General features: G+C 38.2%; 13 protein-coding genes. All 13 read left to right on the top strand.

All coding sequences use genetic code 11. The annotated features are described in order from the left end of the window. Window positions 1-67 precede the first annotated feature (67 nt). The 13 genes from acnA to gmd all read left to right on the top strand — a co-directional run bounded on the left by acnA (window position 68) and on the right by gmd (window position 16,970). On the top strand, window positions 68-2,842 hold the full coding sequence (acnA, locus tag MM213_RS14175) for an aconitate hydratase AcnA (protein WP_241413251.1): 2,775 nt from the start codon (window positions 68-70) through the stop codon (window positions 2,840-2,842). A gap of 273 nt (window positions 2,843-3,115) precedes the next feature. Beyond that, window positions 3,116-5,545 (top strand): penicillin acylase family protein, encoded by a 2,430-nt coding sequence (locus tag MM213_RS14170; protein ID WP_241413249.1) that lies wholly within the window; start codon window positions 3,116-3,118, stop codon window positions 5,543-5,545. After that, on the top strand, window positions 5,542-5,919 hold the full coding sequence (locus tag MM213_RS14165; RefSeq protein ID WP_241413247.1) for a hypothetical protein: 378 nt from the start codon (window positions 5,542-5,544) through the stop codon (window positions 5,917-5,919). The genes MM213_RS14170 and MM213_RS14165 overlap by 4 nt, the downstream gene beginning before the upstream one ends. A 17-nt stretch (window positions 5,920-5,936) precedes the next feature. Then, window positions 5,937-6,080 carry a hypothetical protein gene (locus MM213_RS14160; RefSeq protein WP_241413245.1) on the top strand — a complete coding sequence of 48 codons (144 nt, stop codon included), beginning with the start codon at window positions 5,937-5,939 and terminating at the stop codon, window positions 6,078-6,080. Between the two features lie 236 nt (window positions 6,081-6,316). Beyond that, window positions 6,317-6,748 (top strand): ArsR family transcriptional regulator, encoded by a 432-nt coding sequence (locus tag MM213_RS14155; protein ID WP_369413930.1) that lies wholly within the window; start codon window positions 6,317-6,319, stop codon window positions 6,746-6,748. Window positions 6,749-7,001: 253 nt separating this feature from the next. Further along, window positions 7,002-9,581 (top strand): SLBB domain-containing protein, encoded by a 2,580-nt coding sequence (locus tag MM213_RS14150; protein ID WP_241413240.1) that lies wholly within the window; start codon window positions 7,002-7,004, stop codon window positions 9,579-9,581. A gap of 58 nt (window positions 9,582-9,639) precedes the next feature. Next, window positions 9,640-10,752: a Wzz/FepE/Etk N-terminal domain-containing protein gene (locus MM213_RS14145; RefSeq protein ID WP_241413238.1), complete on the top strand. Its 1,113-nt coding sequence runs from the start codon at window positions 9,640-9,642 to the stop codon at window positions 10,750-10,752. Window positions 10,753-10,844: 92 nt separating this feature from the next. Then, the gene (locus tag MM213_RS14140) at window positions 10,845-11,246 is read left to right on the top strand and encodes a four helix bundle protein (RefSeq protein ID WP_241413236.1); all 402 of its coding nucleotides are present in this window, start codon (window positions 10,845-10,847) and stop codon (window positions 11,244-11,246) included. Between the two features lie 129 nt (window positions 11,247-11,375). Beyond that, window positions 11,376-12,692: a UDP-glucose dehydrogenase family protein gene (locus MM213_RS14135; RefSeq protein ID WP_241413234.1), complete on the top strand. Its 1,317-nt coding sequence runs from the start codon at window positions 11,376-11,378 to the stop codon at window positions 12,690-12,692. Between the two features lie 350 nt (window positions 12,693-13,042). Next, complete coding sequence (locus tag MM213_RS14130; protein WP_241413232.1) at window positions 13,043-13,423, top strand: four helix bundle protein; 381 nt, start codon at window positions 13,043-13,045, stop codon at window positions 13,421-13,423. A 712-nt stretch (window positions 13,424-14,135) separates the two neighbouring features. After that, window positions 14,136-14,555: an adenylyltransferase/cytidyltransferase family protein gene (locus MM213_RS14125; protein ID WP_241413230.1), complete on the top strand. Its 420-nt coding sequence runs from the start codon at window positions 14,136-14,138 to the stop codon at window positions 14,553-14,555. Between the two features lie 197 nt (window positions 14,556-14,752). Beyond that, window positions 14,753-15,703, top strand: a complete 951-nt coding sequence (locus MM213_RS14120; RefSeq protein ID WP_241413228.1) for a GDP-L-fucose synthase family protein — start codon at window positions 14,753-14,755, stop codon at window positions 15,701-15,703. 91 nt (window positions 15,704-15,794) lie between these two features. After that, the gene (gene gmd / locus MM213_RS14115; RefSeq protein WP_241413224.1) at window positions 15,795-16,970 is read left to right on the top strand and encodes a GDP-mannose 4,6-dehydratase; all 1,176 of its coding nucleotides are present in this window, start codon (window positions 15,795-15,797) and stop codon (window positions 16,968-16,970) included. Window positions 16,971-16,974 lie beyond the last annotated feature (4 nt).

Below are 16,974 nucleotides of genomic sequence, written 5' to 3'. Positions count from 1 at the left end.
CTTTGGAAGTGGGTTATTTATATGTATTATTTTTAAAATGATTTTCCACTAAAAAAGAAGTCTATTTATGTCACTCAATCCTTTTAATGCTAAAAAAACAATCAGTACATCCAAAGGCAATTTTAATTACTGGAGCTTAAATGCTCTAAAAGACGCTGGATTCAAGATTGATCAATTACCATTTTCCATCAGAATTTTACTTGAAAATGCCTTAAGGAATTTTGATGATTTCGCAATCACAAAAGAACATGTAGAAACATTGGCAAACTGGGCTCCTGAGCCATCCGATAAAGACATTCCTTTCAAGCCTGCGAGGGTTTTGATGCAGGATTTTACAGGAGTGCCAGCGGTAGTTGATATTGCATCACTAAGGGCTGAGGCGGTAAGAAAGGGGAAGGATCCTAATAAAATCAATCCATTGATTCCCGTAGATTTGGTTATTGACCATTCTGTTCAAGTAGATTATTTTGGTACCAATTACGCTTACCAAAAAAATGTAGATGTAGAGTATGAAAGAAACGGTGAACGTTACCAATTTTTGAAATGGGCACAAAAAGCCTTTGATAATTTTTCTGTTGTTCCTCCGGGAATGGGGATTTGCCATCAGGTAAACTTAGAATATTTAGCACAAGGAGTGATTGCTAGAGATGGAAACGTTTTTCCAGATACTTTGGTAGGTACGGATTCACATACACCTATGGTCAATGGAATCGGTGTAGTCGCTTGGGGTGTAGGAGGAATTGAGGCAGAGGCAGCGATTTTAGGCCAACCGATTTATTTTATCATGCCTGAAGTGGTAGGGTTGAAATTGACAGGAAAACTGCCCCTAGGAACTACCGCCACGGATATGGTCTTGACGATTACCCAATTACTTAGAGAACATGGAGTCGTAGGAAAGTTTGTGGAAGTCTTTGGTTCTGGCTTGGATAACTTGACAGTTCCTGATAGGGCTACTATTTCCAACATGTCACCGGAATTTGGTTGTACGGTTACCTATTTTCCTATTGATGATCGTACGTTGGATTATATGTCTAAGACTAATAGGGAAGCAGATCAAATCAAATTAGTGGAAGAGTACACCAAAGCAAATATGCTGTGGAGGGAAGGGGAGGATAAAATAAAGTATAGCTCAATAGTTGAACTTGATTTAAGTAGTGTGGAGCCTACCGTCTCAGGGCCAAAAAGACCACAGGACAAAATTTTGGTTCGTGAATTCAAACAGAAATTTGGGGAGCTTTTGAGTGAAGTCCATGGAAGAGAATATATTCCGATAGACAAAAGGGATGAAGGCCGTTGGTATGGAGAGGGTGGAAGCCAAAATGCCGACAATCAAAAAGAAACTTCTGCTACAGTTGAGTACGAAACTAAGGTTAAAAATGGCTTAAAATCAGTAGTTGTAAAGCTCAATAACGAGAAGTTTGCACTCTATGATGGATCCATAGTCATTGCAGCGATCACTTCCTGCACCAATACCTCCAACCCATCCGTAATGATCGGAGCAGGATTGGTGGCAAGAAAAGCAAGAGAAAGAGGTTTGGATGTCAAGCCTTGGGTAAAAACATCCTTGGCACCAGGATCTAAGGTGGTGACGGATTATTTGACCTCAGCAGGACTTTTGGATGATTTGGAAGCATTGAGATTCCATGTTGTCGGATATGGCTGCACATCTTGTATCGGTAATTCAGGGCCACTTCCAAGCCATATTGCAAAAGCAGTTGAAGAAAATGATTTGGTAGTAAGCTCAGTATTGTCAGGAAATAGAAATTTTGAAGCAAGGGTACATCCTCAGGTCAAGATGAATTACCTGATGTCTCCGATGCTGGTAGTAGCCTATGCATTGGCTGGTCGGGTAGATGTAGATCTAAACAATGAACCAGTCGGTTACGATCCTAATTTAGAGCCTGTGTATTTAAAAGATATTTGGCCGAGCAATGACGAGATTTTTGAAGTCATGAACAAGGTGCTCTCACCAGCAGATTTTGAAAAGAGTTATGGAGAGATCTTTGAAGGAAATGAGCAATGGAAGAATTTGGAAGCACCAAAGGATGAAATCTATCAGTGGTCTGACGAAAGTACTTATATCAAAGAAGTACCGTTTTTCAATGGCTTGCCTGAGGAAGTCTTGGAACCTAAAGATATCAACGGAGCGAATGTTCTTTTGAAACTTGGTGATTCGATTACTACAGATCACATTTCTCCAGCAGGATCCTTTTCTCTTCAAAGTCCAGCAGGACAATATCTCAATGGCAGGGGAGTAGAGAAAAAAGACTTCAACTCATATGGCTCAAGAAGAGGAAACGATGAAGTCATGGTAAGGGGAACTTTTGCCAATGTCAGAATCAAAAATCAACTTGCACAAAAAGAAGGTGGCTACACTACTTATATTCCTAGTGGTGAAGAAATGAGTGTCTATGATGCATCCCAAAAATACCAATCCCAAAACACACCTTTGATTGTCTTAGCAGGTAAAGAATATGGAAGTGGATCCTCTAGAGACTGGGCTGCCAAGGGAACAAGTTTGTTGGGAATCAAGGCAGTTTTGGCTGAGAGTTATGAAAGAATCCACAGAAGCAATCTAGTAGGAATGGGTGTTTTACCGCTTCAGTATAGCGATGGAGAGACTGCGGAAACATTAGGATTGACAGGTAAAGAAAGCTTTACGATAAAAGATATAAGTGATGGATTATCACCGCTTAAAACACTTCAGGTAGAAGCAACACGTGAGGATGAATTCACCCAGACATTTGAAGTAGTTTGCAGACTTGACTCAGCCATAGAAATCGAATATTACAAAAATGGAGGAATACTTCATTATGTTTTGAGAGAGTTTTTGGCGAAGTAGATTTGAGTTCTAACCCTTTAACCCCTAATCCATCAAACAAAAATAGTTTTATGGATTAGGGGTTTAGTATTTTAGCCGATATCATGTGTCAATTCACTACCTTTAAACCTTTAATCCAACCAACCCCGCAACCTCCCAACTTTTTACCACATTAACCTCTTAACCTTCCCATTACCAATAACGTTTTACAATCATCTTTTTCATCCAAAAAACCAATAATCGCATATCAAATCTAAGATTTTCTTTAAATTACAGTCCTTTAGGAAATTTAATATGAGATACATAGGTTTTGCACTTTCATTAATAGTCACCATATCCCTGGGTGTAGCACTTTCCCTTCAGTTTGGATCTATTCCGTCACTAGGCAAATTACTTGATCCGTATCATGGATTTTGGCAAAACGCCTTCTCTGAAGACCAGCTTTCTGAAGAGGAAATAGAAATCTCAGGACTCTCAGAAGCTGTCACAGTAACTTACGACGAGGATTTGATCCCACATATTTATGCCCAAAACGAAGAAGACCTATACAGAGCTCAAGGTTACATTACAGCGAAGCATAGACTTTGGCAAATGGAATTCCAAACTATGGCAGCAGCAGGCAGGCTGTCTGAGATAGTTGGTGATATCGCTTTGGACTTGGACAGGATGACCAGAAGAAAAGGATTACCACATGCTGCTGAACAAGGAGTCGAGTTTTTGGAAGTTAATGACCCTGAAACATTCCGTTTGGTGAGAGCTTATGCAGCTGGTGTCAATCAATACATTGCTGAGCTCACTGACGCTCGGTTACCTATTGAATATAAAATCTTGAATTATAGACCTGAAGAATGGTCGGCTTACAAATCAATTCTACTTTTGAAATACATGGCAGATATGCTTGTAGGGGATAGAGATTTAGAATATACCAACCTAAGAAAAGTACTGGGTGAAGAGCTGTTGGAGAAGTTGTTTCCTTTGTTCCCAGAAGAAAATGACCCCATTATTGAGGCTGGGAAGATTTGGGATTTTGATCCTCTACAGATAAGTATTCCAGACAGTATCAAATATCCCGAAGAAGATATTTTTATAAAAACAATGATCCAGCCAGAGCCAGGGATTGGATCAAATAATTGGGCAGTGGCAGGATCTAAAACCCAAAGCGGTAATCCAATTTTAGCTAATGACCCGCATTTGGGGTTAAATCTACCATCATTATGGTATGCGATGCAGTTGACTACACCTAATCATAGTGTCAAGGGTGCTACATTACCAGGAGCATTGGGAATAATATCAGGTTTCAATGAAAATATAGCTTGGGGAGTTACCAATGCCACCAGAGATACAAGGGACTGGTATTCTATTCAGTTTCGAAAAGAAGATAGAACAGAGTATCTCTACAACGATCAGTGGATACAAAGTACATTTAGAATTGAAGAGATAAAAATAAAAGGACAACCTGATTTTGTAGATACGATTGTCTACACACATCATGGCCCTATTGTATATGATAAAAACTTCCGTTCTGAGAGAAAGGATTTAAACTTCGCTTTGAAATGGACAGCACATTTACCTTCCAATGAACAAAAGACCTTCTTGCTTTTGAATAAAGGTCGAAATCATGAGGATTACATAGAGGCACTAAACTTCTATACTTCGCCTGCACAAAACTTTGTGTTCGCTTCTAGTTCTGGTGATATTGCTTTGAAGGTACAGGGGAGATTCCCTCTGAAATGGAAGGGCCAAGGAAAGTTCTTGATGGATGGTAATGATCCAAATATGGAATGGAGGGAGTTTATTCCTAATGAGCACAATGCAGCCACACTGAATCCCGAACGAGGCTACGTCTCTTCCGCAAATCAACATCCTGTAGATCCATCTTATCCTTACTTTGTTTTTGACAATAGCTTTGAGCATTATAGAAATAGGAGACTCAATAATAGATTATCAGTACTCACAGATATTCGCATTGAGGATATGATGAATTTGCAGTTTGATAATTTTAATTTGCATGCTTCCGAAGCACTTCCTACCATGTTGAACTTGGTTCAAGAGGATAGTGCATTTGTCAAGCTTGATGGCATAGCCAAAATCATCAATCAGCTTTCTACATGGGATTACCACACCAATCCAAACCAAGAAGAAGCAACTATATTTGATTTATGGTGGATGTATTTGAATAGAAGTGTTTGGCAAGATTTGATTGGTTTGAAACAAGAGGTCGTGTTACCAAACAAATATCAAACTGTCCAATTATTAAAATCTGAACCTGAGTCAAATTTATTTGATATAAAATCAACAACTGCAATAGAAACAGCAAAATATCATCTCAGGGTAAGTTTTGACTCCATGTTGGTGCAAATAGAAAACTTTAAAACCGATAAAGGAAATATCGAGTGGGCTACATATAAGAATACAACAATCCAGCATTTGGTACCTAATTTCAAATCATTTTCGCATGCAGGTGTATCTACGGGAGGAGGAGCAGGTATTCTCAATGCTACATCAGGAAGACATGGTGCGAGTTGGCGAATGGTGGTAGAACTCGGTAAAGAACCACAAGCATTTGGCATATATCCAGGAGGGCAATCAGGTAACCCAGGAAGTAGATTTTATGATAATTTTCTTCAAAAGTGGGCAAATGGACAATACGTTAATTTCAAACTGAGGAAAAAAGAAGACAATCAAAACATTTTATTTTCCACTTTACTTAAACCAATATCATGATAAGATTTATTGCACTACTTGTATTTTCCTCCTTGTTTATACTTATACTTGGACCTTTTTTCTCTTACCCAATCATGATGGTTGGTGTAATTCTTTTGTCATATTTGATTGGAGGAAATGGAACAAGCTCTTTTTTGGCAGGTGGTTTTTCTTTTGGATTGATATGGTTTTTTCAAGCAGTATATATAAGCTTATCCTCTAATTCCACCTTACCTACCAAAATGGCCGAACTGATGGGCTTAGCGGACAGTAATTTATTGTGGATTGCTACTGGAGTAATTGGATTTATTTTGGGAAGCTTTTCTGGACTGACAGGTTCCTTGCTCAGAAATATATTAAGAAGAAAAAGAGATGAGGGGGTTTATAGGTTATAAATTTTTGAATTTAGATTATGAATATCCGCAATGTTGCACGTTGGGTAAGAAGTAGCTTTGTAAGTTGTGGACACTCGTCAGCAGAAAACAGTATAGCCAACAGTACCACAAATCGTTCATCCTACAATCTATTGTTTGGCTACTTGCAAGAAGGTGGATAGTCATAATTTAGATTTCATTATCAGATATATCTAAGATAAGTCTCCATAAAACGCACATAAGCGGTTTGGCTCAATTTTGTTCAAAAAAAAACAAAAAAAACTTTTGTAATTAATATTTGAGCGAGTACTTTTGTTGCTCGCTTGTAATGCTTTTTATGTTAGACTCTTTAATTACGTCAAAGACAAGGTTAAAACTTTTAATAAAGTTTTTTAGCAATCCCAAAAACCAGGGACATTTGCGCGGACTTGCAGATGAGTTTGGAGACTCTACCAATGCCATTAGAAAAGAACTCAACAACCTTACTGATGCAGGGCTTCTTATCAAGGTAGCAGAAAAAAATAAAATTGATTATCAGGCGAATATAGATCATCCCCTTTTTTCCAATCTTCAAGATATTATCAGGAAATACCTAGGTCTTGATAAGCTTTTGGCTACAGTTTTGGAGAGAATGGGCGATGTCAATCAGGTAGCATTAGTAGGAGATTATGCTAGAGGTGTAGATTCCGGAAAAATCGAAGTACAAATCACAGGCAAGGAACTCAATGCGGATTACTTAGAATTGCTTGAAAACAAGATAGAGTCTTTGATTCACAAGCATGTGGTTTTCCAGATACAAAACGCTATCACAGATCCTGAAGCCTTGATTTTGTTTCAAAATCAGGATTGATTCCTAGGTGAGTAGTCCAAGCTAGGTCTCTCATCTATAACATATACTTATTGCTCGCTAAGCACAGAAATGTGACTGAGAGGGCGAAGCTGTGAAAAAGAGGTAAAGGTTCCAGTTAAAAAAATTTTCCCCTTTTCCCTTTAAACTAGTCCCTAAAACACATTAACATTTCCAAAAGGCTCAAAGTGAGAAATAAGGCGTTTAAACTCCTCTTTTCCCCTTTAACCTTTTCCCTTTTTCCCTATATTTCCTTATGAAAAAATTAATTCTTGTTATCAACTTTGTCCTTTTGTCAGGGATATTGCTAGCACAATCCCTTTCTGATATCCAATCTATCAATGTAGATAACCTTTCGGATGCACAAGTAGAACAGCTAGTAAAAAGAGCTGAAGGTACAGGTATGAATGAGCAGCAGCTTATTTCTATGGCTAGAGAGAGGGGAATGCCTGCCGCAGAGATTTCGAAGCTTCAGAGTAGAATTCAAAAAATCAGAAATACTGGCAACAATGACGATGTATATGGAGGAGAAGATGTAGGTCGTCAAGGAATCACCGAAGATGTAGTAGTGCGTGAAGAAGGACCTAAGTTGAATGAAGAACAAAAAAAGATTTTTGGGTATTCTTTGTTTAGAAATAACAAATTGACATTCACTCCAAACATGAATCTCCCAACACCTTTAAATTATAAGTTGGGATCAAGAGATCAGCTTTTGATAGATATCTATGGCGCTTCACAGCAACGCTATGATCTAAGCATCAACAACGAGGGAAATATTTTTATACCTAATGTAGGACCGGTAAATTTGGGTGGTTTGACTGTAGAGGCAGCCACTGCAAGATTAAAAAGCACACTTTCCAATATCTATTCAGGTTTATCAGGTGGAAATCCCAATACCTTTATGCAGATTAGGGTGGGAAACATTCGTTCTATACAAGTATCCATGGTAGGTGAATTGTATGCTCCAGGAAATTATACCCTGTCTTCTTTTTCTACTGTATTCAATGCACTCTATGCTGCAGGGGGGATTACTGAATCAGGTTCATTTAGGGCTATCAAAGTCTACAGAGATAGCAAGTTATTGGCAGAGGTAGATGTATATGATTTCCTGATCAATGGAAATCAAGCTTCGAATGTAAGTCTTCAAGACAATGATGTGATTATGGTACCTCCTGTACAGAAAAGGGTAGAGGTGCAGGGGCCTTTGAGAAGACCTGGACTTTTTGAAGTACAAAAAGAGGAGACATTAGCTGATTTGATCGGATTTGCCGGAGGATTTAGAAGTACTGCATATCCAAGTAGGGTGACTGTTTATAGAACTACAGCCACTGAGATGAAAGTAGAGAATGTAGAACAAGCACAGTTTGACACTTTTGTTCCCAAAGAAGGTGACAACTATATTTTTGGCGAAATTCTTACAAGATTTGAAAATAGAGTTCAAGCCACAGGCGCCTTGATGCGACCGGGTGTTTATGCCATGAGTGAAGGACTTGGCATTAGAGATTTGATCAAAAGAGCAGAAGGTCTAAGAGATGATGCTTTTTTGAATAGAGCTACACTCTATAGAACTAGACCTGATTTTTCATTAGAAATTCTTGCAGTCAATATTGGTGCTATCGTAAGGGGTGAAGAAGAAGATATTCAATTAAAAAGAGAAGATGTCCTTAACATTCCTAGTATCTATGATGTAAGAGAAGAATATTATGTCAAAATCACAGGAGAAGTCAACAGACCGGGTGCATTTGCTTTTGGAGAAAATATGCGGGTGGAAGATATTATTCTGAAAGCAGGAGGATTCAAGGAATCAGCCACTTCTTCCCAAATCGAAATTGCAAGAAGGGTAAAGGATGATATCAGTGGTAAATTAGCAGAAATTATTAGAATTGACATAGACAAGGATCTAAAGATTACAGACAAAAATGCTGACATTGTTTTACAACCTTTTGACCACGTGATTGTAAGAAGAAGTCCAGGATTTCAAAGAGAGAAATTGGTACGTATAGAAGGTGAAGTATATTACCCAGGTGAATATGCCCTTGTCAGTGCAGATGACAGAATATCTGATGTAATCAAAAGAGCAGGTGGCTTGAATCAATTTGCTTATGCAAAGGGTGCTACACTCATCAGAAGAAATGAGTTTTTCAATGGCCCAAGCGAGAATGAAATCAAAAAAGAAAACCTTGCCAATGTAAAGTCTCATGCAAATAGGGATGGTAAAGATAATACTGAGTCTGAAAAATTGATGCTCGATAGGATAGATCGTAAAATAGCAGAAGGTGGAGGAGATTTGGCAAACAAAAAAGGAGGACTATTGGCAGATGACTTTAGAAAAGAGACTTTGGAAAACCTGTCCTCCAGAGATTCTAGTTTGACAAGAATAAAGGTTAACACAAGAGAGATGGTAGGGATTGACTTAAAGGCCATCATTGATAATCCGGGAGGAAATTCTGATTTGATCTTGCAGGAAGGGGATGTGCTCTCTATTCCTAAAGAGCTTCAAACTGTCAGAATGCGTGGAGAGGTTTTATTCCCTACTACTACGCGTTATAAAGCTCATGCAGGTTTCAAAAATTACATTTCTAGGGCAGGTGGATTTACCGAAAAGTCCAGAAGAAGCAGGTCTTATGTGGTCTATGCAAACGGTGATGTATCTAGAACAAGGAGATTTATCTTCTTCAAATTTTACCCACATATAGAGCCGGGTGCTGAGATTATTGTTCCTCGTAAAGAAGAAAAGCAACCATTACCGGCGCAAGCTTGGATAGGACTTGGTACAAGTGTAGCTACCTTGGCCTTGATAATCAATAATTTAATAGGTCAAAGCTCTTCAAATTAAATTCAAAGATTTACAAGAACGCTAAACCTATAACGCTTAACCTTTCATTTTCGCAAACATGTCATCAACCCATCAACACAATCCCCCTAATTCCTCTGAGGAAGAAATAGACCTTTTGGCACTTTTCAAGACGGTTTGGCAGCAGAAGAAAAAAGTAGGATTAATTATTTTTGCTTTTATGCTCTTTGGGCTCTTTGTAGCATTGTTCTCACCCAAGGAGTTTACAGCTTCTTCTACTTTTGTACCTCAAGTTTCAGAACCAAGTAGACCAGGAGGAGCTTTGGGTGGACTTGCTTCTTTGGCAGGGATCAATTTGGGAGGAAATGCTACAGGAGCAGAAATACCACCATTACTTTATCCGAAGATCACTTCCTCAGTTTCATTTAAGAAAGCACTTTTAGATGCTGAGCTGAGTGTGGATGGTATTCAAGGTCCCATTACTTATCAAAAGTATTATGATGATGTTTACAGTCCAGGTTTTTTCGGATATGTTAAACAATATACACTGGGATTACCGGGAGTAATAATTAAGAATTTGAAAGGAGATCAAGAAGACTCCACTTTCCAAATGGAAGATGATTTGATTCGTGTTTCTCAAACTGAGTTCGAACATTTCCAAAGGTTAGAAAGACAAATGTCAGTTGCACCAAATGAAAAAGAGGGCTTTGTTTCCTTGTCTTTTGTATTACCTGAACCAGTCATGGCAGCACAGATGACGAAGTATGCCCAAGACCTATTGCAAAAAGAAGTGATAGCCTACAAAATCTCCAATGCCAAAGAGCAATTGAAATTTACTGAAGAACGATTTGAAGAAAAGAAAGCTGAGTTCAATCAAATCCAATCGCGCTTGGCGAACTTTAGGGATAGAAATCAAAATATATCATCTGCCACAGCGATGAACCAATTGCAAAGATTGGAGGCTGAATACAATTTTGCATTTAATATCTATACAGAGATCGCCAAGCAGCTCGAGCAAGCCAAGCTCCAAGTATCAAAAGACACTCCAGTATTCTCAGTAATTCAACCTGTATCCGTACCTGTAGAAAAATCTGCACCAAATAGACCATTGATATTAGTCATCTTCACTATACTAGGTGTGATAGCTGCCTTAGGATATGTCTTCGGATCAGAGTTCTTGAAAGGATTGAAAGAGCAGTGGGGAGAGGAGTAGGAATAGGTGTTAAATGTCATTGAGTTTGGGTTAAAAGTTTAATAGTTTAAAAGGTTTATAGATGGATAGTTTAAATTTGTATAATAATTTTTATGGCTTATCACATCTATTCTTTTGAGAAACTTGAAGTATATAAATCAAGCAGGATATTTCGAGTCAACATAAGAAAACTCTTAAAAACTTTTCCATTAGAAGAAAAGTATGATTTGGTTAGTCAGCTTAAAAGGGCAGCTGATAGTATAGGTACTAACATAGCAGTAGGATCAGGAAGATCATCTAATTTTGATCAAGCACACTTTACAAATGTAGCTTTTTCTAGTGCAATGGAAGTAATAGATCATTTGAATACATCCCTTGATATGAATTACATAAGTCAAGAGAAATACGAGGAATTAAGATTCGAATTAGACAGGATAGCGTACATGTTAAATTCTCTTTATAAATTTCAATTAGGAAATAAAGAAAATACTTTAAAAAGAAATCAAAATAAGTAGCGTAGAAGATAATTACAAATGGATTGAAGTTAATCTATAATCCATTTTACCCTTTAATCTTTTAAACTTATTTAATCCTCTTAACCAAAAACAACCTTAATCATTAATCATAAAACTTTGCCATAGAAAATGAAAATCACTGTAGTAGGGACCGGCTATGTCGGCTTAGTTTCTGGAGCTTGTTTTGCCGAAGTTGGCATCAATGTAGTCTGCGTAGATGTGGACAAAAAGAAAATCGAAGGATTGAAGAATGGTGTTATGCCAATCTACGAACCAGGATTGGAAGAGATTGTCAAAAGAAACTATGCTTCCGGCAGGTTACAATTCTCAACTGATTTGGGAGAGGCAATCCAGGGTTCTGAAGTAGCTTTTATAGCAGTAGGGACACCTCCTGGCGAAGATGGTTCTGCTGATTTGAAATATGTATTGGCTGTAGCTGACGAGATAGGAGCGAAGATGTCTGATTACATTGTCGTAGCTACCAAAAGCACCGTACCTGTTACCACAGGCGAAAAGGTAAGAACGTCAATCAAAGCAGCTCTAGAAGAAAGAAATTCTGATTTGACCTTTGCAGTGGCCTCTAACCCCGAATTTTTGAAAGAAGGAGCGGCAGTAGAGGATTTTATGAAGCCGGATAGGATTGTGATCGGTGTAGATGATGAAAGGGCAGAGGAAATTATGAAGCGTCTTTATAAGCCTTTCCAACTAAATGGTGACCGCATTATTTTTATGGATATCCCATCCGCTGAGATGACCAAGTATACTGCCAATGCCATGTTGGCCACCAAGATTTCCTTTATGAATGATATTGCCAACCTTTGTGAATTAGTAGGTGCCAATGCAAATATGGTTAGAAAAGGAATTGGTTCTGACCCGAGGATTGGTACCAAGTTTATTTACCCTGGGGTTGGTTATGGAGGATCTTGCTTCCCGAAGGATGTGAAGGCCATTATCAAAACTGGCAAGCAATATGGCTATGACTTGAAAGTACTTCAAGCTGTAGAAGATGTCAATGATGCGCAAAAGCATGTTTTGGTAAAGAAAATCAAAAACCATTTTGGAGATGATCTTGCAGGATTGACTTTTGCGATGTGGGGATTGAGCTTTAAGCCAAATACAGATGACCTAAGAGAAGCACCTGCGATTGTGATTATTGATGAATTGATTGCTGCGGGAGCTACAGTGAAAGGCTATGACCCAATTGCAATGAAAGAAGCCCAACATATCTATATTGGTGATAAAATTACTTATGCCAAAGATGCCTATGATGCCTGCGTAGATGCGGATGCCTTATTGCTTGTGACAGAATGGTCAGAGTTCAGAATACCATCATGGGATGCTCTAGGTAAGCTGCTCAATAATAAAGTGGTCTTTGATGGTCGCAACATTTACGATAAAAATTACCTTGAGGAATTGGGCTTTGTCCATTATGGGATAGGTGTTTAGCGATTAGCGTTAAGCGTTCAGGGTTAAGAGTTAAACGTTAATCGTTCAGCGTTCAACGTGTAGCCGCAGGCAAACATTAACGTTTAACGATCTTCTTGTATAGGGTTAAGCGTTCAACGTTAATCGTTAATCGTTCAGGGTTAAGCGTTCAGCGTTTAACGTGCAGCCGTAGGCAAACATTAACGTTTAACGTGTAGCCGCAGGCAAACATTAACGTTTAACGTGCAGCCATAGGCAAAGATTAACGTTTAACGTGCAGCCGTAGGCAAACATTAACGTTTAACGTGTAGCCGCAGGCAAACATTAACGTTTAACGTTTTAACTGTTTACCCACCTTAACGGGCAAAATCATGGTTATAAAATCTTTTGAAGATCTTGAAATTTGGCAAAAGGCAAGAGAACTTGCCAAAATTGTTAGAGATCAAGCCACCAATCAAGCTTTTAAAAATGATTTTAGGTTTGTTTCTCAGATAAATAGTGCTGCTGGATCTGTTATGGATAACATTGCGGAGGGGTTTGAAAGAGATGGAAATAAAGAATTTATTCAATTTCTATATATTGCAAAAGGCTCTTGTGGTGAAGTTAGATCACAAGCTTATAGAGCATTTGATGCAAACTTCTTTAACAAAGAACAATTGTCAACCTTACTTATGCTTACAGAAACCATTAAGTTTAAAATTAATGGTTTAATCTTAAAGTTAAAGAATAGTGGTGGAAAGGGTTATAAGTAGGCGGGATAGAGGTTCAGGGTTAAGCGTTCAGGGTTAAGCGTTCAGCGTTGAACGTTCAACGTTAAGCGTTAATCGTTCAACGTCTAGCCGCAGGCAAACGTTAACATTTAACATTTTAACGCGAAGCATTAACGTTTAACGTGTAGCCGCAGGAAAGCATTAACGTTTAACGATCTTCTCATTCAGGTTAATCGTTCAACGTTAATCGTTCAACGTTTAACATGCAGCCGTAGGCAAACATTAACGTTTAACGTGCAGCCGCAGGCAAACATTAACGTTTAACGTGCAGCCATAGGCAAACATTAACGTTTAACGTGCAGCCATAGGCAAACATTAACGTTTAACGTGCAGCCGTAGGCAAACATTAACGTTTAACGTGCAGCCGCAGGCAAACATTAACGTTTAACGTGTAGCCGTAGGCAAACATTAACGTTTAACGTGCAGCCGCAGGCAAACATTAACGTTTAACGTTTAGCCGTAGGCAAACATTAACGTTTAACGTGCAGCCGTAGGCAAACATTAACGTTTAACGTGCAGCCGCAGGCAAACATTAACGTTTAACGTGCAGCCATAGGCAAACATTAACGTTTAACGTGTAGCCGCAGGCAAACATTAACGTTTAACGTGCAGCCATAGGCAAACATTAACTTTTAACGACCTTAATTCTCTTGTCTTCGCGCCTCTGCGAGACAATATTTTAAAATTAATAAATATGAAAAAAGCAATCATAGTTTCGGGCTATTTTAATCCGCTCCACAAGGGACATATTGAATATTTCAACAATGCAAAGTCTGCGGGGGATGAATTGATTGTAATTGTAAATAGTGATCATCAAAGAGCATTGAAGGGATCTAAAGAATTTCAGTTAGAAGATGAGCGTGTATTTATAGTTTCTAATATCAAAAGTGTTGATAAGGTCTATTTATCCATTGATAAGGATAGGACAGTTTGTGAGACAATCAGATTGATTCATCAGCAACTATCAAATGAATATAAGCTTGCTTTCGCCAACGGAGGTGATCAAAATAACCAATCCATACCAGAAGTTCCTATTTGCCAAGAGTTAGGAATAGAATTAATAGATGGATTAGGTGATAAGATACAGTCAAGCAGTTGGCTTTTGAAAAAGTAAAAATGTTAAACGTTAATTGTGTAGGGTTAAGAAGATTAAAATTAGTATAATCACAATTACCCCAGAATTTAACAATCTACCCGACGCGGCGGGCTTTTAACCTTTAACGCGTAGCATTAACCCTTAACGTTTTACCCTTAACACTAAATCTCTGTGAAACTCTGTGCATCCTTTGCGCAACTTTGTGTAAATAAATAATGAACAAATCCACCAAAATATACATCGCAGGTCATCGTGGCATGGTAGGTTCTGCAATTTGGAGAGCTTTGGAATCCAAAGGCTATACCAATCTGCTTGGAAAGTCATCTAAAGAGCTTGACCTAAAAAATCAAAATAAAGTTAATGAATTTTTTGATTCAGAAAAACCTGATGTTGTCATTGACGCTGCCGCAAGGGTAGGAGGCATTCTTGCTAATAATGATTACCCATACCAATTTTTGATGGAAAACATGCAGATTCAGAATAATCTGATAGATGCATCATTAAAGGCTGACGTTCAAAAATTCATATTTTTAGGTTCATCATGTATTTATCCAAAATTTGCACCTCAACCCCTTAAGGAAGATTGTCTTTTGACTTCTTCTTTAGAACCTACCAACGAATGGTATGCTTTAGCAAAAATAACTGGTGTAAAAGCATGTGAAGCTATTAGAAAACAGTTTGGTAAGGACTATATTTCTTTGATGCCTACGAACCTTTATGGTTCCTTTGACAATTTTGATCTAAACACCTCCCATGTATTGCCTGCTATGATAAGGAAATTTCATGAGGCAAAAAACAATGGAAATAGTCCCGTAACACTTTGGGGTTCGGGAACTCCAATGCGTGAGTTTCTTCATGTAGAAGATATGGCTGAAGCTGTAGTGTTTGCTTTGGAAAATGAATTTAAGGATAATTTGTACAATGTGGGAACAGGAGTTGATTTGACTATCAAAGAACTTGCTGAATTGATACAAAAAATAGTTGGACATCAAGGTGATATCATATGGGATAGTTCCAAGCCAGATGGTACTCCGAGGAAATTGATGGATGTATCAAAAATGACCCAAGCAGGTTGGAAAGCAAAGATTGGACTTGAGGAAGGCATCCAATCAACATACCAATGGTTCCTTGATAATCAAGATTCTATCAAAGAAGTGAAAATATAAAATCAGTTAAAGGCTAAATTGTTTTGCAGGTTAGAATCAATTAACCCTCAACATTTAACGCTTAACGCTTAACATTACAACAAATCAAAGCATGAATACTTCATCACAAAAAGTTGCCCTTATTACTGGCATAACAGGCCAAGACGGTTCCTACCTCGCCGAACTACTTTTAGAAAAAGGCTATTTGGTTCACGGAATCAAAAGGAGGGCTTCCTCTTTCAATACCCAAAGGGTAGATCATTTGTATGTAGATCAGCATGAAAACAATGTCAATTTTAAGCTCCATTATGGAGATTTGACTGACTCTACCAACCTAATTAGAATAATCCAGGAGACAAAACCAGATGAGATTTACAATCTTGGAGCCATGTCTCATGTCAAAGTTTCCTTTGATTCCCCTGAATATGTAGCAAATGTGGACGGTATAGGAACTTTAAGAATCTTGGAAGCTGTAAGAATTTTGGGTTTGGAAAAGAAAACTAGAATATACCAAGCATCCACCTCAGAGCTTTATGGCGGTATGCCGGAAAACAAAAATGATAAGGGCTTTTATGATGAAAACTCCCCTTTTTATCCTCGTTCTCCATATGGTGCAGCCAAGATTTATGGTTTTTGGATTACCAAAAACTACAGAGAAGCTTACAATATGTTTGCTTGCAACGGTATACTTTTTAATCATGAGTCTCCAAGAAGAGGAGAAACATTCGTAACAAGAAAAATTACCAGAGCAGTATCAAAAATAGCCCTAGGACTTCAAAAAGAACTCTACATGGGAAACTTAGATGCTAAAAGAGATTGGGGACATGCCAAAGACTACGTCAAAGCGATGTGGCTAATTTTACAGCAGGATGTAGCAGAAGACTATGTGATCGCAACAGGGGTTACAACCAAAGTTCGTGACTTTATCCAAATGGCCTTCTCTCATGTCGGTTTCAATATTAGATTCGAAGGAGAAGGAGTAAACGAAGTCGGTATCCTTGATTCAATTGATCAAGATATCTACGAAAAATCCACTGGCTTAACGCTTAACGCTTTAACCCTTAACATCGGAGATACACTACTAAAAATTGATCCTATCTATTTCCGTCCAACTGAAGTAGACTTGCTATTAGGCGATCCTACAAAGTCTAAGACTAAGCTTGGATGGGAACCTGAATATGATCTGCAAGGACTGGTAGAGGATATGATGGTGTCGGATTTGAATTTATTTAAAAGAGATATGGATTTAGTGAAGGCAGGTCATCAAGTATTTAATCAAGAAGAGTAACGGA

The organism is Belliella alkalica, from assembly GCF_022549785.1.
In the GTDB taxonomy this organism is placed as follows: Bacteria; Bacteroidota; Bacteroidia; order Cytophagales; family Cyclobacteriaceae; genus Belliella; species Belliella alkalica.
This window is presented reverse-complemented; position numbering and strand designations above follow the sequence as displayed.